Genomic DNA, 17109 nt, shown 5'->3' with positions numbered 1-17109 from the left:
GGCGTCCTGGCGTCGGAAGCCGGAAGCCGGAAGCCGGAAGCCGGAAGCCGGAAGCCGCGAGCCGGAAGCGGGAAGCGGCAAATCGAAAGCCGAAAGCCGAAAGCCGCGAGCCGAGAGCAGGAAGCCGGGCAGCGCAGCTGACGTGCCGTCAGAAAGCCTTCCAGTGGGGCCAGTAGGGCCTGCGGAGGGCTTCGGCGACCCCGAGGGCCTCAGGGGTTGCCCGGGCCCGCTCGCGGGCCCTTCACGGCCTTCGCGTCCGCGGGCCGGTCCTTCGCGTCCGCGGGCCGGACCGTCACGTTCCCTGGTCCGGCCCGGGGCTCAGCTCTCGCGCGCCGACCGGGTGGCGGAGGCCCCGCCGAACCGGACGGTGGCGCCCGCACTCCCGGCGGTCCGCGCCGCCGCTTCACTGCCCGTCCGCCCGGCGGCCTCGCCGGTGCGCACCGCGTCCTCGCCCGCTCCGGCGGCGGACCCATCCGCGGCTCCGCCGACGGCTCCTCCGCCGACGGCTCCTCCACCGGCCCCGCCCGCGCTCCCGCCCGCCCGTGCCGCCGCTCCGGCGGCGGCCTCGGCCGCGGCGCTCTCGGCGGCCCGCACCGCGGCGGCCACGCTGTCGGGCTCGCGGCGGGTCTGCTCGGGGATGCCGGCGGTGCGGCGGTCGGTCCGGGCGGTGGTCTCGGCGGCCTCGACGCTCTCCCGGGCGGCCAGGTAGGCCTGCACGGCGGCGATGCCGTAGACCGGCTGGATGAGCTGGTGGCCCTTGAAGAAGGGTCGGGCGGGGGCGAATCCGGCGGCGGTCACCAGCTCGCGGATCTCGGTTATCTCCTCTTCGCTGCGCGCCGTGAAACGGACTTCCCAACCCTTCTTGTACGTACGGCCGTCCTCTCCGCCGCGTCTGGCGGGGTCGGGTTGGCGGACGTAGCCGGGCAGGCGGCCGAGGCGTAGTCGGGCGGCGCGCTGGGCTGATGACTCGTCGCGGGGCATGTGCCCGATGGTAGGCAATTCGTGACGGCCACCGACGCCAGCGGGTGTGACGTTGCGTGTGTGATCGATCACTTCCGGTCAGATCGCGCAGGTCGGCGGCGCGGACTCGATCGGATCGCAATGCTGTGTCGATCCGATGAAAATCGGATAGTAGAAAACAAGTCCGATCTATTACGGCAACGGAGTGAACACCCGATACGCCGAATGGGTGAGGGTATGGGGACTTTAGTGCGGAGCAGTCCCGGTTTGACGACGGTTGCGTAACAGGTCGTCAGGTCAGGCGTCGGGTGTCGGAGCCGAGGGGGAACGTGGACGGCATGAGCTACCGGATTCCGCAGCAGCCCGTGTCCCTCGAAGAACTCGCCCGGCGCCAGCAGAACGTGGTGACGGCCAGTCAGCTCCGCGCCCGCGGCGTCCCGGCCCGCATGGTGAGCGAGCACTGCCGCAGCGGCGGGCCGTGGCAGCGGCTGCTGCCGCGGGTCTACCTGCTGCAGGACGGCGCGCCGACGCCCGAGCAGCGGATGTGGGCGGCGCTGCTGTACGCGGCGCAGAACGGCCCGGCGGGGGACGGCACCCGCGAGGGCGCGGTGATCACCGGCGCGGCGGCGCTGGCGCTGTACGGGTTCGTGTCGGTGCCGCGGCTGCCCGCGGTGCTCGGGGTGGAGGTGCTGGTGCCCCGGCAGCGCCGGCTGCGGGACGCCGGGCAGGTGCGGATCCGGCGCACCGGGCGGGAGCTGGAGGCCCGTTCGGTGCACGGGCTGGCGGTCGCCCCGGTGGCCCGGGCGGTGGCGGACGCGATCAGCGAATGGGCCGAGCAGGGCGCGTTCGAGTCCGGCCGGGTCGGCCCGGGGCTGCTGCGGGCGCTGCTGCGCGAGGCGCTGCTGGCGCGCGGCGGCGGCTGCACGGTGGCGGAGCTGCTGGCCGAACTGGCCGAGGCGCGGCTGCTGGAGGCGCCCCGGGTGCGGGCGGCGGTGGACGAACTGCTGGCGGCGCGCCGGGAGGCCGCGTTCGCCGAGCTGGTGGCCCTGGCGGTGGAGCGCGGTCTGCCGTTGCCGCTGCCCGGCCCCGAGCTGCGGATGCGCGGCGGCACCTACATCGCGGTGCCGGACCTGTACTGGCCCGAGGCCGCGGTGGCGGTGGAGGTCGACTCCGAGCTGCGCTGCGTCAGCGAGGGCGAGGCGGCCTGGGTGCGCGGCGGCCAGCACCGGATGGAGTACCTGGGCGTGCGGGTGGTGTACGTCGGCTCCGCCCGCCTCGCCGCCGAACGGGACGCAGTCGGCGACGAGCTGGCGCAGGCGTACGGGACCGGCGGCGAGGACGTGGTGGAGTTGGTGGTCACCGAGCGCTGAACCGGCCGTGACGGCACGTGGATTGACGGACCGTCAGGCGCGGACGACCGGTGTGCCGGCCAGCTCGACCCCGGCGGAGCGCAGTTCCTCCAGTGCCTCGGCGGTGGTGGCGGGGGCGACGCCGGCCGTCAGGTCGAGCAGGACGCGGGTGGCGAAGCCTTCGCGGGCGGCGTCCAGGGCAGTGGCGCGGACGCAGTGGTCGGTGGCGATGCCGACCACGTCGACGTCGGTGACGCCGCGCTCGTTCAGCCAGTCGGTGAGGGTGCCGCCGTGCTCGTCGAAGCCCTCGAAACCGCTGTACGCGGCGGCGTGCGCGCCCTTGGAGAAGACCGCCTCGACCGCGCCCGAGGTCACCGAGGGGGCGAAGTTGGGGTGGAAGCCCACGCCCTCGGTGCCGGCCACGCAGTGCACCGGCCAGGAGCGGACGTAGTCGGGCTCGGCGGCGAAGTGCGGCCCTGGGTCGATGTGGTGGTCGCGGGTGGCGACGATGTGGGCGTAGCCGGGGGCGGACTCGGCGATCAGGTCGGTGATCGCGGCCGCGACCTCGGCCCCGCCGGCGACGGGAAGGCTGCCGCCCTCGCAGAAGTCGTTCTGCACGTCGACGACGATCAGGGCCCGGTGCATGGCTGGCTCTTCTCTCGTTGGCTCGTTGGGAGCTGGGGTGCGGCCCGGAGCCCGGGGGTCTCGGCCGCGGTGGCGTCGGGGTGGCCCGGGCGGGGCCCGGACGGTACAGCGGTTGGCACTCTAGGCAGTGCGGGGCGGGCGCGAAAGTGCCGGGGCGCCGCCGGGGGATCGCCGCGGGGCAAAGCCGGGCAAAGCCACGTCCGCGCCCGCCCCATCCGGTGTCCGCGCCCGTCCCACCCGGTGTCCGCGCCCGCCCCACCCGTGTCCGCGTCCGGCGGTTCAGTTGGCCTGCCGCTCGGTGTTGATCACCGGCTCGCCGCGGGAGAGCTGGGTCGCCGACAGCGGCAGCGCGGCGCGGGCCCGGCGGTGGCGGTCCCGGGCGGCGTCCAGCGGCTCGCGGCCGACCACCTCGCCGTCGGTGATCAGCGGGACGTGCAGCAGGTACGGCTCCAGCTCGGCCGGGACGGGGCCGGTGCCGACCACCTCGGCCTCGGCGAAGCCGTCCCGGTCGGGGCGGCGGGCGGCCCACTTGCGGCCGCCGACGCTGGTCTTGCCGCCGGCCGAGCGCTTGGCGACCGGGACGAGCTCGCCGCCGGGCACCGACTCGCGGGCGACCAGCTTGTAGACCATCGCGCAGGTCGGGTGACCGCTGCCGGTGACCAGGCTGGTGCCGACGCCGTAGCCGTCGACCGGGGCGGCGGCGAGCGCGGCGATGGCGTACTCGTCCAGGTCGGAGGTGACGATGATCTTCGTGGCGGTGGCGCCGAGCTCGTCGAGCTGGCGGCGCACCCGGTGGGCGAGCAGGGTCAGGTCGCCGGAGTCGATCCGGACGGCGCCCAGCTGCGGGCCCGCCACCTCGACGGCGGTGCGGACCGCCTCGCCGAGGTCGTAGGTGTCCACCAGCAGGGTGGTGTCGCGGCCCATCGAGTCGATCTGCGCGGTGAAGGCGTCCCGCTCGCTGTCGTGCAGCAGGGTGAAGGCGTGCGCGGCGGTGCCGGTGGTCGGGATGCCGTAGGTGAAGCCCGCCTCCAGGTCGGAGGTGGCGGAGAAGCCCGCCAGGTAGGCGGCCCGGGCGGCGGCCACCGCGGACTGCTCGTGGGCCCGCCGGGCGCCCATCTCGATCACCGGGCGGTCGCCCGCGGCGGCGGTCATCCGGGAGGCGGCGGCGGCGATCGCCGAGTCGTGGTTGAGGATCGACAGGATCACCGTCTCCAGGATCACCGCCTCGGCGAAGCTGCCCTCGACGGTGAGCAGCGGCGAGCCGGGGAAGTACGCCTCGCCCTCGGGGTAGCCGTGCACGCTGCCGGTGAAGCGGTAGTCGGCGAGGAAGCGCAGTGTCTCCTCGTCGACGACCCGCTGGTCGGCCAGCCAGTCGAGCTGCGGCGCGGTGAAGCGGAAGTCCTCGATGGCGTCCAGCACCCGGCCGGTGCCGGCCAGCACGCCGTAGCGGCGGCCGGACGGGAGGCGGCGGGTGAAGACCTCGAAGACCGAGCGGCGGTGGGCGGCACCGCTGCGCAGCGCGGCCTGCAGCATGGTCAGTTCGTAGCGGTCGGTGAGCAGCGCGGAGCTGCGGTGCGCGGTGATGGCGTCCATGGGGATGATGCTACTACCACTTAGCGTCAAAGTGACGATTTCTCTTCCGGTCCCCGTGTCGGGCCACCCTGATTCGCTCCCGGGTCCCTCGGATGGAAGCATGGGCCGGGGGGAAGCCGAGGTCGACGAGGAGAGACGGACTGTGAGTGTCGCGCCGGTGGAGGTCGAGCGCCCGGAGACGGAGGGGGTTCCGGTCACGGAACCGGACACGCCCTGGGTGACCATCGTCCACAACGACCCGGTCAACCTGATGAGCTACGTCCAGTACGTCTTCCAGAGCTACTTCGGCTACCCGAAGGACAAGGCCCACCAGCTCATGATGGACGTGCACCACAAGGGGCGGGCGGTGGTCTCCAGCGGCACCCGCGAGGAGATGGAACGCGACGTGCAGGCGATGCACGGCTACGGCCTGTGGGCCACCCTGCAGCACGACTGACGGCCCGTCACCCACCATCCACGAGGGACTGATTCGACACACATGGCCGGTTTGTTCGAGAGTGCGGGCGACGGCGGCGCGGCGATCGCGCTGGACGAGTTCGAGGCGTCCATCCTGCGTTCGCTGGAAGTGCAGATGCTGGAGCTGATCGGGCCGCCGCCCGGCGGCGGCAGCGACGACCCGCTGGCCGCGCTGTTCGCGGAGGGCCCCAGCGAGGCCCCCGAGGACCCGGCGCTGCTGCGGCTGTTCCCCGACGGGTACGGCGGGCCGGGCGCGCCGGAGGACCCGCGGACCGCCGAGCGGGCCGCCGAGTTCCGCCGCTACACCGAGCTGGACCTGCGGGCCCGCAAGCGCGAGGACGCGCTGGCGGTGGTCCGGGCGCTGGACGGGCTGGGCGGCGCGGGCGGGGTGCTGGAGGTCGAGCCGGACGACTTCCCGCGCTGGCTGGGCGCGCTGAACGACCTGCGGCTGACCCTGGGCGCCCGGCTGGAGGTCTCCGAGGAGGAGGACGAGGGCCTGTACCGGCTGCCGGACTCCGACCCGCGCAAGCCGCTGGTGATCGCCTACCTGTGGCTGGGCGCGATGCAGGAGAGCCTGCTGGAGGCGATGACGGGCTGACGGGGCCCGTCAGACCCCCGTCCGACCCCTTGTCCACGCCCCCCTCGCGCCCCTCGCCCGCGCCCCCCGTTCGGCCCCCTTCTTTCGTTCATATTGTCCGATTGCTCAGCTAAAGCTCAGATATGAGGCGTTCCGGGGCTCCGGCGTGGTTCACTGCTGCCTCCCCGGGATAGACGGGGCCCGTCGGCCGGCCGGCCGGCGCGGACCGGGAGGCGAGGCGGGCGGATGACGCAGCAGGTGACGGACGAGGCGGCCGGGTCCGCCCCCGACGAAGAGGGCTACCAGCGGGGGCTGGGCACCCGGCAGATCCAGATGATCGCCATCGGCGGCGCGATCGGCACCGGCCTGTTCCTCGGTGCCGGCACCGCGATCTCCAAGGCCGGGCCCAGCCTGCTGCTGAGCTACGCGGTGGCCGGCGTGGTGATCTTCGTGATCATGCGGGCGCTCGGCGAACTGCTCACCTACCGCCCGGTGGCCGGCAGCTTCGCCGAGTACGCCCGGGAGTTCCTCGGCCCGTTCGCGGGCTTCGTCACCGGCTGGACGTACTGGCTGTTCTGGGTGGTCACCGGCATGGCCGAGACCACCGCCGCCGCCGTCTACGTCCGCTTCTGGGCGCCCGACATCCCGCAGTGGACCACCGCGCTGGCCTTCCTGCTGGTGCTGTACGCCGCCAACCTGATCTCGGTGAAGCTGTTCGGCGAGATCGAGTTCTGGTTCTCGATGGTCAAGGTCACCGCGATCCTCGGGATGATCCTGATCGGCGTCGGCGTGCTCACCCTCGGCTTCTCGGACGCCGGCGACACCGCCTCGGTCACCCACCTGTGGCAGGACGGCGGCTTCTTCCCCAAGGGCGTCGGCGCCACCGTGATGACCCTGCAGATCGTCATGTTCGCCTACCTGGGCGTGGAGCTGGTCGGCGTCACCGCGGGCGAGAGCGAGAACCCGGAGAAGACCCTGCCGCGGGCCATCAACACCCTGCCGCTGCGGATCGCGCTGTTCTACATCGGCGCGCTGCTGGTCATCCTGTCGCTGGTGCCGTGGACCGAGTTCCAGCCCGGCGTCAGCCCGTTCGTCGCCGCCTTCGGCAAGATCGGCATCCCGGCGGCGGCCGGGATCATCAACTTCGTGGTGCTCACCGCCGCGCTGTCCTCCTGCAACTCCGGGATGTACTCCACCGGCCGGATGCTGCGCGACCTGGCCCTGCGCCGGCAGGCCCCCGGGCGGCTCACCCGGCTCAACGGCCACCGCACCCCCGCCGCCGCGATCACCGTCTCCTGCCTGCTGATGGGCGTCGGCGTGGTGCTCAACTACCTCGTCCCGGAACGGGCGTTCCAGTACATCACCTCGATCGCCACCGTCTGCGGCCTGTGGACCTGGGGCGTCATCCTGGCCAGCCAGATCCGCTACCGCACCGCCTGGAAGGCCGGCCGGCTGCCCGCCCCGACCTTCCGCGCCCCCGGCGGCAACTGGAGCCGCTGGCTGTCGCTGGCCTTCCTGGTCCTGGTCGCCGTCCTGATCGCCTTCGACCCCGACGCCCGGATCTCGCTGTACGTCTTCCCCGGCTGGGCGATCTGCCTGGCGGTCGGCTACGTGGTACTGCGCCGCCGCGACCCGGCCGCCCTGCACGCCGACCCGCACGCCCACCTCCGGGCCGGGGACGGCAACTGACGTCTCGCTATCCTGGCCGCATGCTGACCATCACCCGAGAACTGCGCGACCGGATCGTCGCCCACGCCCGCGCCGACCACCCGGACGAGGCGTGCGGCGTGATCGCCGGACCGGCCGGCACCGGGCGTCCCGAGCGGTTCATCCCGATGCTCAACGCGGCCCGCTCGCCCACCTTCTACGAGTTCGACTCCGGCGACCTGCTCAAGCTCTACCGCGAGATGGACGACCTCGACGAGGAGCCGGTGGTGATCTACCACTCGCACACCGCCACCGAGGCGTACCCCTCCCGCACCGACGTGAGCTACGCCTCCGAGCCGTTCGCCCACTACGTGCTGGTCTCCACCGCCGAGGGCACCGGTGAGCAGGACCCCTACCAGTTCCGCTCGTTCCGCATCGTGGACGGTGTGATCACGGAGGAAGACGTCGAGGTGGTCGAGGCCCACCAGAGCTGAGCGACCCCCGACCCGGCCCGGGCCGGGAACGGTGCGGGCCGTTCCCGGCCCGGCCCGGGCCGCCCGCGCGCGGCGGGTCGGCCCGCTTTCCCACCCCTCGGAACGCCGCCGACCGGATGTCGAGACAAGCATGTCAAAGCGGGGGCGGGAATCTATACGATGAGTCCATGCGTTCCGTCGATGTGAGCAATCAGGCCCCAGGCACCCGCCTCGTGGCGCGCCTGCACGTCGACCTGTGCCGGCTCGCCAGCGCGATCTGTCCCGGCACCGCCGCGCACTGACCGGCGGCACCGACCGGCGAGCCACCGACCGGCGAGCCCCAGACAGCACCCGCCCCGCGCGCCGGGGCCCCCTCCCCTGCCGCGCCCCGCCCGGCCCGGCAACCCGAACTCACACTCCACAGGAGCGCAGCCATGGCCATCGAGGTCCGCATCCCGACCATCCTCCGCACCTACACCGACGGCGCCAAGGCCGTCGACGGCAACGGCGCCGACCTCGGGGAGCTCTTCACCGACCTCGACTCCCGCCACCCCGGCATCGCCGCCCGGCTGCTGGACGGCGGCGAGCTGCGCCGCTTCGTCAACGTCTACCTGAACGACGAGGACGTCCGCTTCCTGGACGGCGTCTCCACCGCGCTCGCCGACGGCGACAGCGTCACCATCCTCCCGGCCGTGGCCGGCGGTATGAAGTAATGCGCTACGACAGCCCGATCGAGGCCATCGGCAACACGCCACTGGTGCGGTTGCCGCGGCTCTCGGCCGCAATCCCCGGGAACGAGGACGGTCGGGTCACGCTCTGGGCCAAGCTGGAGGACCGCAACCCGACCGGCTCGATCAAGGACCGCCCGGCGCTGCGCATGATCGAGCGGGCCGAGGCCGAGGGCCGGCTCACCCCCGGCTGCACCGTCCTGGAGCCCACCAGCGGCAACACCGGCATCTCGCTCGCCATGGCGGCCAAGCTCAAGGGCTACCGGATGGTCTGCGTGATGCCGGAGAACACCAGCGAGGAGCGCCGCGAGCTGCTCCGGATGTGGGGCGCGGAGATCATCTCCTCGCCCGCCGCCGGCGGCTCCAACACCGCGGTGCGGATCGCCAAGGAGATCGCCGCCGAGCACCCCGACTGGGTGATGCTCTACCAGTACGGCAACCCGGACAACGCCGGCGCGCACTACGCCACCACCGGCCCGGAGATCCTCGCCGACCTGCCCACCGTCACCCACTTCGTGGCGGGCCTGGGCACCACCGGCACCCTGATGGGCGTCGGCCGCTACCTGCGCGAGAAGGTCCCGGGCGTGCAGATCGTCGCCGCCGAGCCGCGCTACGACGACCTGGTCTACGGCCTGCGCAACCTGGACGAGGGCTTCGTCCCCGAGCTGTACGACGCCGCGGTGCTCACCACCCGCTTCTCGGTCGGCTCGGCCGACGCCGTCACCCGCACCCGCGAACTGCTCCAGCAGGAGGGCATCTTCGCGGGCGTCTCCACCGGCGCGGTCGCGCACGCCGCGATCGGCGTGGCCCGCAAGGCCGCCAAGGCCGGCGAGCGGGCCGACGTGGTGTTCGTGGTCGCCGACGGCGGCTGGAAGTACCTGTCCACCGGCATCTACACCGCCGAGACCACCGAGGCGGCGGTCGAGGCGCTGCAGGGCCAGCTCTGGGCCTGAGCCCCGCGGCAGGACCACGGCGCGGCACCCCGCCGAGGAGGCCGCGCCGTCCGCTCGTCCGATCATCGGCCCGCTGTGACATCCCGGTATTTGTCCGTTCCCGGTGACCGCTCCGTCACGGAACGGTCACCGCGCCGGTCGCGCCCCGGTCGCCGGAGTCCGCCGCGCCAGGCTGGCGGCGCACCACTGGTACGCCGTCACCCGGAGGTGGGCGCGATGCCCGGCCGAGAGCTCTGGTCCTACGTCGAGATCGCCCGGCACATCAACGTGCGGGTCGAGACCGTCCGCAACTACAAGCGGCACGGGCTGCTGCCCGAACCCGACCGGGTGGACGCCGCGGGCCACCCCCGCTGGTACCCGGAGACCATCCGCGGCTGGGCGCTGGCCCGCCCGGGACGCCGCTGAACCGGGCCCCGCCCCGTCCTGGTGATTCCGCCCACAGCCCGGCACGGGAGAGGGGGCAAAGTGCCGCCCGGCCCTTACCCTCGACAGTCAAAGCACCGACGGAGTCGAAGAACCCCGCCCCGCCCGACCGGCGGCGCGGACGGCCGCGGACGATGGCCCGACGGGGCGGGAAGGGCTCGGCATGAAACTGACCGTGGTGGGGTGCTCGGGGAGCTTCCCGTCCGTGGACTCCCCGTGCTCCAGCTACCTGGTGGAGCACGACGGCTACCGCCTCGTCGTCGACCTCGGCAACGGCGCGCTCGGCGCCCTGCAGAAGTACGCCGGCCTCTACGACGTGGACGCCGTCCTGCTCAGCCACCTGCACGCCGACCACTGCGTCGACCTGTGCGCCTACTGGGTCGCCCGCAACTACCGGGTCGAGGGCTGCCCCGACCCGCTGCCCGTGCACGGCCCGGCCGGCACCGCCGAACGCCTGGCCCGCGCCTACGACATGCCGGAGAAGCCCGGCATGACCGAGGTCTTCGACTTCCGCGACCTCGCCGACGGCGCCCGGCTGTCCCTCGGCCCGTTCACCGTCACCGCCGCCCGGGTCAACCACCTCGACTGCGAGGCGTACGGCTTCCGGATCGAGGCCGGCGGCCGCAGCCTGGTCTACTCCGGCGACACCGGCGTCTGCCCCGCCCTGGTCGAACTCGCCCGCGGCGCCGACCTGTTCCTGTGCGAGGCCGCCTACACGGACGGCAAGGAGACCTTCGACTCCATCCACCTCAACGGCACCCAGGCCGGCGAGCACGCCGCCGAGGCCGGCGCCGCCCGCCTGGTCCTCACCCACGTCCCGCCGTGGACCGACGCCGAACGCAACCGCCGCGACGCCGCCGCCGTCTTCCCCGGCCCGGTCGAACTCGCCCGCGCCGGAGCCGTCTACGCGCTGTGAACCGGCGTCAGCCAGTGCCGGTAACGGGGGTCCGCGCCGCTCACCGCGCCCCGGTACGCCTCGGCCAGGCGCTTGGTCAACTCGCCTTCGGAGGACGGTAGTTCGCGGTTGTCCAGGGAGGCCACCGGGACGACGCCGGCCGCCGTGCCGGAGAGGAAGACCTCGTCGGCCGCGTACAGGTCCGAGCGCAGCAGGTTCTCCACCCGGACCTCCACGCCCAGGTCCCGGGCCAGGGTCAGCAGGGTGTCCTGGGTGATGCCCTCCAGGGCGCCCGCGCTGGCGGGGGTGGTGCGCAGGACGCCGCCGCGGACCGCGAAGACGTTCTCCGAGCTGCACTCGCTGACCGTGCCGTCCGGAGCCAGCAGCAGCGCCTCGTCGAAGCCCGCGTCGGTGGCCTCCCGCCGGGCCAGCGCCGAGTTCAGGTACGGGCCGGTGGCCTTCGCCGCCGGGGGGACGGCGTTGGGGTCGGTGCGCCGCCAGCTGCTGGTCATCAGCCGCAGTCCGCGCCCCGCCGCCAGGTAGGCGGGCCACTCCCAGGAGGCGATCGACACGCTGGTGGGGGAGTGCCGCATGTCCAGGCCCATCGAGCCGTAGCCCAGGAAGGCCAGGTGCCGCAGGTAGCAGGAGCGGTGGCCGTTGGCCGCCACCAGCGCCACCGTCGCCGCCGCCAACTCCTCCCGGCTGTAGGGGAGTTCGATGCGCAGCATGTGCGCACTGCGCTCCAGCCGGGCCAGGTGCTCGGCCAGCCGGAACACCGCGGGCCCGTCGGCCGTCTCGAACACCCGGGTGCCCTCCAGCACCCCGGTGCCGTAGTGCAGGGCGTGGGTCAGGACGTGGACGCGGGCCTCCTGCCAGGGCACCAGCGCGCCGTCGAACCAGATCACGGAAGACTCGGGAATCGCCATGCCGCCCATCCTGGAGACCCCGGCCCGCCCGGCGAAGGCCCCCGGCCCCGCCGGATCAGGCCATGGCCGCCACCGGAGCGCCCGTCTCGGATGCCGGGACCGCCTCCCGGACGCGGACCCGCTCCCGGCCGCCCCACCACCGCGCCGTCCGGCCGCCCCGCCGCCGCCCGCCCGCCCGGACCGTCTCGCATGCTGAAAACCGCGCTCCGCCTCCCGCCCGCGGCCCTAGGCTCCCGGAGGGTGGAGACCAGCACCGCCCTGTACGCCCGCCTGCTCGCCGACCCCGGCCTGCCGCTGGACTCCCTGCGCGAGGAACTCGGCTGCGAGGAAAGGGAGTTCGAGCAGGCGCTGGACGAGCTGCGCGGCCTCGGGCTGCTCCAGCGGACGTCGGCGACCACCAGCGGGATGGCCGCCGTCTCGATCGACACCGCCGTCCGCCAGCTGCTGGCCGACTCCGACCGCCGCTTCACCGCGCTGCTCGGCGAGGCCCGCCGCACCCGTGAGCGGGTCGAGCACCTGCACGCCCGCTACCTGCCGCTGCACACCGGCGCCGCCCACGAGCTGGTCCGCGGCACCGACCGGGTGGCCGCGCTGCTGGAGGACGCCGCCCGGGCCGCCCGCACCGAGGCGCTGTCGCTGCGGCCCGGCCAGGACCAGTCGGAGAGCGGCCTGGCCGAGAAGCTCGCCCGCGAGCGGATCGCGCTGGCCCACCGGGTCGCGCTGCGCACCATCTACCCGGCCGCCGCGCTGCACCAGGGCGCGGTCCTCGCCCACGTCCAGGCGCTGACCGCGGCCGGCGCGCGGATCCGGGTCGCGCACACCCTGCCGCTGTGGCTGATCGTGGTCGACGCGGGCCTCGCCGTGCTGCCCGCGCCGGGGGAGCCGCCGGGCAGCGCCGCGGTGGTGGTCCGCGACCCGGCGGTGGTCAGCGTGGTGCGCGAGCTGTTCGAGCACTTCTGGGCGGCCAGCTGGGTCCCGCCGGAGCTGCTCGGCCGCACCACCCCGGACGACCGCCACCGCGAGGTGCTGCGGCTGCTCGCGGCCGGGCTCACCGACCAGGCGATCGGCCGCAAGCTGGAGGTGTCCGACCGCACAGTGCGCCGCCTGGTCGCCGACCTCACCGCGGCGCTGGGCGCGCAGTCGCGCTTCCAGGCGGGCGTGCACGCGGCGCGGCTGGGGTGGATCTGACGGGACCGCCCGGGCCGCGGGCCCCACCCGCGCCCCGGCTACCCGTCCTCGAAGCCGTCGTCGTCCTCGCGTCCCGGGGTCTTCAGGTCGAAGCGCAGGATGACGAACCGGAAGAGGGCGTAGTAGACCACCGCGAAGCACAGGCCGATCGGGATGATCAGCCAGGGTTCGGTGGCCAGGTTCCAGTTCAGGACGTAGTCGATGACGCCCGCGGAGAAGGTGAAGCCGTGGTGCACGCCCAGGCCCCAGGTGAGTGCCATGGACAGGCCGGTGAGCACGGCGTGCAGGACGTACAGGGCGGGGGCGATGAACAGGAAGGCGAACTCGATCGGCTCGGTGATGCCGGTGGCGAAGGAGGTGAGGGCCAGCGAGAACATCATGCCGAGCACGGCGCGGCGGCGTTCGGGGCGGGCGCAGTGGGCGATGGCGAGGGCGGCGGCGGGCAGGCCGAACATCATGATCGGGAAGAAGCCGGACATGAACTGGCCGGCCGCCGGGTCGTGCTGGAAGAAGCGGGTCTGGTCGCCGTGGAACTCCTGGGTGCCGACGGTGTAGCGCCCGGCCTGCTGCCAGAAGAAGGTGTTGGCCAACTGGTGCAGGCCGAACGGCAGCAGGGCCCGGTTGATCAGGCCGAACAGGCCGGCGCCGAGCGCGCCGAGGCCGATCGCCCAGGTGCTGAAGCGGTCGACGACGGCGCCGATCGGGCCCCAGCACAGGCCGAAGAAGACGCCCAGGGCGGTGCCGACGAAGGCCATCACGATCGGGACCAGGCGGCGGCCGTTGAAGAAGCCCAGCCAGTCGACCAGGCGGGTGCGGTGCAGCCGCTGCCAGAGGATCGCGGAGAGCAGGCCGACCACCACGCCGCCGAGCACGCCGGGGTCCTGGTAGGTGGCGGCGACGTCCCGGCCGGGCAGCACCTGGTAGGCGGTCTTGGGGAAGGCGGTGAGCACCTGGTGGTACGTCAGGAAGCCGACCAGGGCGGCCAGCGCGGTGGAGCCGTCGGCCTTCCGGGCGTAGCCGATGGCGATGCCCACGCAGAACAGCAGCGGCATCCAGTCGAAGACGGCGTGGCCGGAGGCGGAGAACACCTCGGCGACCCTGGTCCAGCCCAGGCCCTGGTCGCCGAAGACGTCCTCCTGGCCGAGCCGCAGCAGGATGCCGGCGGCGGGCAGCACGGCGATCGGGAGCTGGAGGCTGCGGCCGATCTTCTGGAGCGCCGCGAAGACCCGGGAGCGCAGCTCCCGGCCGCCGGACGCCGCCGCGGGCAGGGGGTTCTGCGCGGTGGTACTCATAGCGGTGGTTCCTCACGGCAGCGCGATCCTGGTCTAGACCACTTGTGGCCTCCTCCAGCTTTCTAGCACGCGCCGAACAGCGACCGGAACCCTCTTAAGGTTCGCCGGGGACAAGCGCCGCTGAATCGAAACCTTCGAACGGTTGACGCCGGGTCAGCCTACGTCCGGGCAGCACGGCGCCCCCGGCCGGGAGGGGTCTCCCGCCGGGGGCGCGCGGTGCGCCGGGCGGAGGTCAGGCCTTGGTCACGTCGTCGATCTCGTCGTCGTCCTCGCGACCCGGGGTCTTGAGGTCGAACTTGACGATGACGAACCGGAAGACCGCGTAGTAGACCACCGCGAAGCACAGGCCGATCGGGATGATCAGCCAGGGTTTGGTGGCCAGGTTCCAGTTGAGCAGGTAGTCGATCAGTCCGGCCGAGAAGCTGAAGCCGTCGTGGACGCCGAGCGCCCAGGTGACGGCCATCGAGACGCCGGTGAGCACCGCGTGGATGCCGTACAGCAGCGGGGCCACGTAGGCGAAGGAGTACTCGATGGGCTCGGTGACGCCGGTGACGAAGGAGGTCAGCGCGACCGAGGTCATCAGGCCGTAGATCTCCTTGCGCCGGTGCGGCTTGGCGCAGGCCGCGATGGCCATCGCGGCGGCCGGGAGCGCGAACATCATGATCGGGAAGAAGCCGGAGAGGAACTGGCCGGCGTCCGGGTCGCCGGCCAGGAAGCGGCCGATGTCACCGGTGCCGGACTTGCCGGTGTCCGGGTTGGTGTAGGAGCCGAACTGGAACCAGACGAAGGTGTTCAGCAGCTGGTGCATGCCGATCAGCAGCAGGGCGCGGTTGGCGAGGCCGAAGATGCCGGAGCCGACGGCGTCCAGGTCGGAGAGCCACTTGGAGAAGTCCTCCAGCCCGGAGCCGATCGGCTGCCAGATCCACACCATCAGCGAGCCGAGCAGCAGGCCGACCAGGGCGGTGATCATCGGGACCAGGCGGCGGCCGTTGAAGAAGCCCAGCCAGTCGACCAGCCTGACCCGGTGGTAGCGCACCCAGAGCCAGGCCGAGAAGAGGCCCATCAGGATGCCGCCGAGCACGCCGGGGTTCTGGAAGTCGGCCGACACCACCGTCTTGTCGGTGTAGTTGACGCAGATCGTGCCGTCGAGCGTCGAGCCGGTCGGGCAGTCCTTGGGGAAGGCGTGCAGGACGGCGTAGTAGACCAGGAAGCCGGCCACCGCGGCGAGCGCGGTGGAGCCGTCGGCCTTCTTGGCCATGCCGATCGCCACGCCGATGCAGAACAGCAGCGGCAGGCCGAGCGCCGGGTTGAGCAGCGCGCCGCCGGCGGCGCCGATCGCGGCGGAGACCTTGTTCCAGCCGAGGCCGTCCTTGCCGAAGATGTCGTCCTGGCCGAGCCGGGTCAGCAGGCCGGCGGCGGGCAGGACGGCCACCGGCAGCTGGAGGCTGCGGCCCATCTTCTGCAGGCCGCCGTAGAAGGTGTGCCACCAGGTGGACTGGTTCGCTGTGGCGCCTGTCGAACTCATCGTCGGCCCTCCGCTGCCGTTCCCGCTGCCTCTGGGTTCATCCGTGCGTGGGGCCAGGAACACCTGCGGACCGTCCGGCGTTGTCCCGAGTACACCTAGAATTGGTGTAGACCATTTATGGGGCAGTGGCGGTCCGCGGGTTTCGAGAGCCCGATGATCGCCATCCTCCGGCGGCCCGGGGGGCGGCCGCGCGCGGAGGTAGTCCGAAAGTGGACTAACGTGGCATATCGGTCGGAATCGGGTGATGCTGGTCGCGCCGTCGGAAGGCGCGGCAGACTGATCCCGGGTCACCTCCGGCCGGCACCACCGCACACGCAGTACGGCACCCGGCGACCGACCGCCGAAGCGCCGAGACAGAGGGAGAAAGACCATGGCCAGCAAGGCTGAGAAGATCGTCGCCGGTCTCGGCGGAATCGAGAACATCGACGAGGTCGAGGGCTGCATCACCCGGCTGCGCACCGAGGTCCACGACGCCTCCAAGGTCGACGAGGCGGCGCTCAAGGCGGCCGGCGCGCACGGTGTGGTGAAGATGGGCACGGCCATCCAGGTCGTCATCGGCACCGACGCCGACCCGATCGCCGCCGAGATCGAGGACATGATGTGAGCTGAGCCTCCCCGCAGGCCCGCTCCACCCGCGAGGGCCCGCCCGCCGGAGACCACCGGCCGGCGGGCCCTCGCGCGTGCGCCCCCGCCGGGGCCGGGGCGCCGACCCGATACGCTCGTGCCCATGTCTCGCATCGACGGCCGCACCCCCGACCAGCTCCGCCCCGTCACCATCGAACGGAACTGGAGCAAGCACGCCGAAGGCTCCGTCCTGGTCTCCTACGGCGACACCAAGGTGCTGTGCACCGCCAGCGTCACCGAGGGCGTCCCGCGCTGGCGCAAGGGCAGCGGCGAGGGCTGGGTCACCGCCGAGTACGCCATGCTGCCCCGGGCCACCAACACCCGCGGCGACCGCGAGTCCGTCCGCGGCAGGATCGGCGGCCGCACCCACGAGATCAGCCGGCTGATCGGCCGCTCGCTGCGCGCCGTGGTCGACCACCGCGCGCTCGCCGAGAACACCGTCGTGCTCGACTGCGACGTCCTCCAGGCCGACGGCGGCACCCGCACCGCGGCGATCACCGGCGCCTACGTGGCCCTGGTCGACGCGGTCTCCTGGGCCCGGGAGAAGAAGCTGCTGCGCGCGAAGGGCCAGCCGATCACCGGCGGCGTCAGCGCGGTCAGCGTCGGCATCATCGACGGCGTCCCGATGCTCGACCTCCAGTACGAGGAGGACGTCCGGGCCGGCACCGACATGAACATCGTCTGCACCTCCGACGGCCGCTTCGTCGAGGTCCAGGGCACCGCCGAGGGCGCCCCGTTCGACCGCGACCTGCTCAACCGGCTGCTCGACCTCGGCAGCCTGGGCTGCGCCGAGCTGGACGAGATCCAGCGCAAGGCGCTGGAGGCGTAGGGAACCGCGGGGGCTGAACGGCCGTC

At 73.0% G+C, this 17109-nt stretch carries 19 protein-coding genes; 13 read left to right on the top strand and 6 right to left on the bottom strand.

Annotated features, from left to right (window positions below; genetic code table 11):
• Positions 1-318: 318 nt before the first annotated feature.
• Entirely contained in the window at positions 319-981 is a 663-nt protein-coding gene (locus ACIP60_RS05105) for a hypothetical protein (protein WP_400680184.1), read from the bottom strand.
• A 317-nt stretch (positions 982-1298) separates the two neighbouring features.
• Between ACIP60_RS05105 and ACIP60_RS05100 the strand changes: the two genes are divergently transcribed.
• The gene (locus tag ACIP60_RS05100) at positions 1299-2330 is read left to right on the top strand and encodes a type IV toxin-antitoxin system AbiEi family antitoxin domain-containing protein (protein WP_400680181.1); all 1032 of its coding nucleotides are present in this window, start codon (positions 1299-1301) and stop codon (positions 2328-2330) included.
• A 33-nt stretch (positions 2331-2363) separates the two neighbouring features.
• Here the strand turns inward: ACIP60_RS05100 and ACIP60_RS05095 are convergent, their stop codons facing one another.
• Both ACIP60_RS05095 and ACIP60_RS05090 read right to left on the bottom strand, forming a co-directional pair.
• Positions 2364-2954 carry an isochorismatase family protein gene (locus tag ACIP60_RS05095; RefSeq protein WP_400680180.1) on the bottom strand — a complete coding sequence of 197 codons (591 nt, stop codon included), beginning with the start codon at positions 2952-2954 and terminating at the stop codon, positions 2364-2366.
• A gap of 279 nt (positions 2955-3233) precedes the next feature.
• Positions 3234-4547 (bottom strand): nicotinate phosphoribosyltransferase, encoded by a 1314-nt coding sequence (locus ACIP60_RS05090; protein WP_400680179.1) that lies wholly within the window; start codon positions 4545-4547, stop codon positions 3234-3236.
• 142 nt (positions 4548-4689) lie between these two features.
• Here ACIP60_RS05090 and clpS point away from each other — a divergent pair, with 142 nt between their 5' ends.
• The 9 genes from clpS (at position 4690) to ACIP60_RS05045 (ending at position 10720) form a co-directional block, all read left to right on the top strand.
• The gene (gene clpS / locus ACIP60_RS05085; protein WP_199528063.1) at positions 4690-4983 is read left to right on the top strand and encodes an ATP-dependent Clp protease adapter ClpS; all 294 of its coding nucleotides are present in this window, start codon (positions 4690-4692) and stop codon (positions 4981-4983) included.
• Positions 4984-5025: 42 nt separating this feature from the next.
• Positions 5026-5601 carry a DUF2017 domain-containing protein gene (locus tag ACIP60_RS05080; protein ID WP_100838109.1) on the top strand — a complete coding sequence of 192 codons (576 nt, stop codon included), beginning with the start codon at positions 5026-5028 and terminating at the stop codon, positions 5599-5601.
• 225 nt (positions 5602-5826) lie between these two features.
• On the top strand, positions 5827-7269 hold the full coding sequence (locus tag ACIP60_RS05075; protein WP_400680176.1) for an amino acid permease: 1443 nt from the start codon (positions 5827-5829) through the stop codon (positions 7267-7269).
• Between the two features lie 20 nt (positions 7270-7289).
• Positions 7290-7721 carry a Mov34/MPN/PAD-1 family protein gene (locus ACIP60_RS05070; RefSeq protein WP_400680174.1) on the top strand — a complete coding sequence of 144 codons (432 nt, stop codon included), beginning with the start codon at positions 7290-7292 and terminating at the stop codon, positions 7719-7721.
• A 167-nt stretch (positions 7722-7888) separates the two neighbouring features.
• Entirely contained in the window at positions 7889-8002 is a 114-nt protein-coding gene (locus ACIP60_RS05065; RefSeq protein ID WP_318552237.1) for a putative leader peptide, read from the top strand.
• A 132-nt stretch (positions 8003-8134) separates the two neighbouring features.
• A complete protein-coding gene (locus ACIP60_RS05060; protein ID WP_400680172.1) occupies positions 8135-8413 on the top strand; it encodes a MoaD/ThiS family protein in 279 nt (92 codons plus the stop codon).
• Positions 8413-9381 (top strand): PLP-dependent cysteine synthase family protein, encoded by a 969-nt coding sequence (locus tag ACIP60_RS05055; protein ID WP_400680170.1) that lies wholly within the window; start codon positions 8413-8415, stop codon positions 9379-9381. The genes ACIP60_RS05060 and ACIP60_RS05055 overlap by 1 nt, the downstream gene beginning before the upstream one ends.
• Before the next feature lie 216 nt (positions 9382-9597).
• Positions 9598-9786 (top strand): MarR family transcriptional regulator, encoded by a 189-nt coding sequence (locus ACIP60_RS05050; RefSeq protein WP_100838114.1) that lies wholly within the window; start codon positions 9598-9600, stop codon positions 9784-9786.
• A 181-nt stretch (positions 9787-9967) separates the two neighbouring features.
• Complete coding sequence (locus ACIP60_RS05045; protein WP_400680168.1) at positions 9968-10720, top strand: MBL fold metallo-hydrolase; 753 nt, start codon at positions 9968-9970, stop codon at positions 10718-10720.
• On the opposite strand, the gene ACIP60_RS05040 is transcribed toward ACIP60_RS05045, so the two are convergent.
• Positions 10708-11625, bottom strand: a complete 918-nt coding sequence (locus ACIP60_RS05040; protein ID WP_400680166.1) for a branched-chain amino acid transaminase — start codon at positions 11623-11625, stop codon at positions 10708-10710. The two genes, ACIP60_RS05045 and ACIP60_RS05040, sit on opposite strands and share 13 nt — an antisense overlap.
• Before the next feature lie 240 nt (positions 11626-11865).
• Here ACIP60_RS05040 and ACIP60_RS05035 point away from each other — a divergent pair, with 240 nt between their 5' ends.
• Positions 11866-12813 (top strand): LuxR C-terminal-related transcriptional regulator, encoded by a 948-nt coding sequence (locus ACIP60_RS05035; RefSeq protein WP_400680165.1) that lies wholly within the window; start codon positions 11866-11868, stop codon positions 12811-12813.
• Positions 12814-12851: 38 nt separating this feature from the next.
• Here ACIP60_RS05035 and ACIP60_RS05030 read toward each other — a convergent pair whose 3' ends face one another.
• Positions 12852-14105 carry a PTS transporter subunit EIIC gene (locus ACIP60_RS05030; protein ID WP_100838118.1) on the bottom strand — a complete coding sequence of 418 codons (1254 nt, stop codon included), beginning with the start codon at positions 14103-14105 and terminating at the stop codon, positions 12852-12854.
• Positions 14106-14337: 232 nt separating this feature from the next.
• Positions 14338-15630: a PTS transporter subunit EIIC gene (locus ACIP60_RS05025; protein WP_400680163.1), complete on the bottom strand. Its 1293-nt coding sequence runs from the start codon at positions 15628-15630 to the stop codon at positions 14338-14340.
• 370 nt (positions 15631-16000) lie between these two features.
• On the opposite strand from ACIP60_RS05025, the gene ACIP60_RS05020 reads away from it, so the two are divergent.
• Both ACIP60_RS05020 and rph read left to right on the top strand, forming a co-directional pair.
• Positions 16001-16234 carry a glucose PTS transporter subunit EIIB gene (locus tag ACIP60_RS05020; protein ID WP_014135942.1) on the top strand — a complete coding sequence of 78 codons (234 nt, stop codon included), beginning with the start codon at positions 16001-16003 and terminating at the stop codon, positions 16232-16234.
• Between the two features lie 123 nt (positions 16235-16357).
• The gene (rph, locus tag ACIP60_RS05015; RefSeq protein WP_400680160.1) at positions 16358-17083 is read left to right on the top strand and encodes a ribonuclease PH; all 726 of its coding nucleotides are present in this window, start codon (positions 16358-16360) and stop codon (positions 17081-17083) included.
• The last annotated feature ends 26 nt before the right edge of the window (positions 17084-17109 follow it).

Source organism: Kitasatospora sp. NPDC088783 (assembly GCF_044750705.1).
GTDB lineage: Bacteria > Actinomycetota > Actinomycetes > Streptomycetales > Streptomycetaceae > Kitasatospora > Kitasatospora fiedleri.
The sequence above is the reverse complement of the archived record's forward strand: the minus strand, read 5'-3'. Positions and strand labels throughout refer to the sequence as shown.

Bases quoted from the DNA above. Each gene is read 5' to 3' on its own strand.
- ACIP60_RS05045 (WP_400680168.1), top strand. From the start codon at position 9,968: ATGAAACTGACCGTGGTGGGGTGCTCGGGGAGCTTCCCGTCCGTGGAC.
- ACIP60_RS05060 (WP_400680172.1), top strand. From the start codon at position 8,135: ATGGCCATCGAGGTCCGCATCCCGACCATCCTCCGCACCTACACCGAC.
- ACIP60_RS05020 (WP_014135942.1), top strand. From the start codon at position 16,001: ATGGCCAGCAAGGCTGAGAAGATCGTCGCCGGTCTCGGCGGAATCGAG.
- ACIP60_RS05070 (WP_400680174.1), top strand. From the start codon at position 7,290: ATGCTGACCATCACCCGAGAACTGCGCGACCGGATCGTCGCCCACGCC.
- ACIP60_RS05100 (WP_400680181.1), top strand. From the start codon at position 1,299: ATGAGCTACCGGATTCCGCAGCAGCCCGTGTCCCTCGAAGAACTCGCC.
- ACIP60_RS05095 (WP_400680180.1), bottom strand. From the start codon at position 2,954: ATGCACCGGGCCCTGATCGTCGTCGACGTGCAGAACGACTTCTGCGAG.
- rph (WP_400680160.1), top strand. From the start codon at position 16,358: ATGTCTCGCATCGACGGCCGCACCCCCGACCAGCTCCGCCCCGTCACC.
- ACIP60_RS05065 (WP_318552237.1), top strand. From the start codon at position 7,889: ATGCGTTCCGTCGATGTGAGCAATCAGGCCCCAGGCACCCGCCTCGTG.
- ACIP60_RS05025 (WP_400680163.1), bottom strand. From the start codon at position 15,630: ATGAGTTCGACAGGCGCCACAGCGAACCAGTCCACCTGGTGGCACACC.
- ACIP60_RS05050 (WP_100838114.1), top strand. From the start codon at position 9,598: ATGCCCGGCCGAGAGCTCTGGTCCTACGTCGAGATCGCCCGGCACATC.
- ACIP60_RS05105 (WP_400680184.1), bottom strand. From the start codon at position 981: ATGCCCCGCGACGAGTCATCAGCCCAGCGCGCCGCCCGACTACGCCTC.
- ACIP60_RS05075 (WP_400680176.1), top strand. From the start codon at position 5,827: ATGACGCAGCAGGTGACGGACGAGGCGGCCGGGTCCGCCCCCGACGAA.
- ACIP60_RS05080 (WP_100838109.1), top strand. From the start codon at position 5,026: ATGGCCGGTTTGTTCGAGAGTGCGGGCGACGGCGGCGCGGCGATCGCG.
- ACIP60_RS05090 (WP_400680179.1), bottom strand. From the start codon at position 4,547: ATGGACGCCATCACCGCGCACCGCAGCTCCGCGCTGCTCACCGACCGC.
- ACIP60_RS05055 (WP_400680170.1), top strand. From the start codon at position 8,413: ATGCGCTACGACAGCCCGATCGAGGCCATCGGCAACACGCCACTGGTG.
- ACIP60_RS05040 (WP_400680166.1), bottom strand. From the start codon at position 11,625: ATGGCGATTCCCGAGTCTTCCGTGATCTGGTTCGACGGCGCGCTGGTG.
- ACIP60_RS05030 (WP_100838118.1), bottom strand. From the start codon at position 14,105: ATGAGTACCACCGCGCAGAACCCCCTGCCCGCGGCGGCGTCCGGCGGC.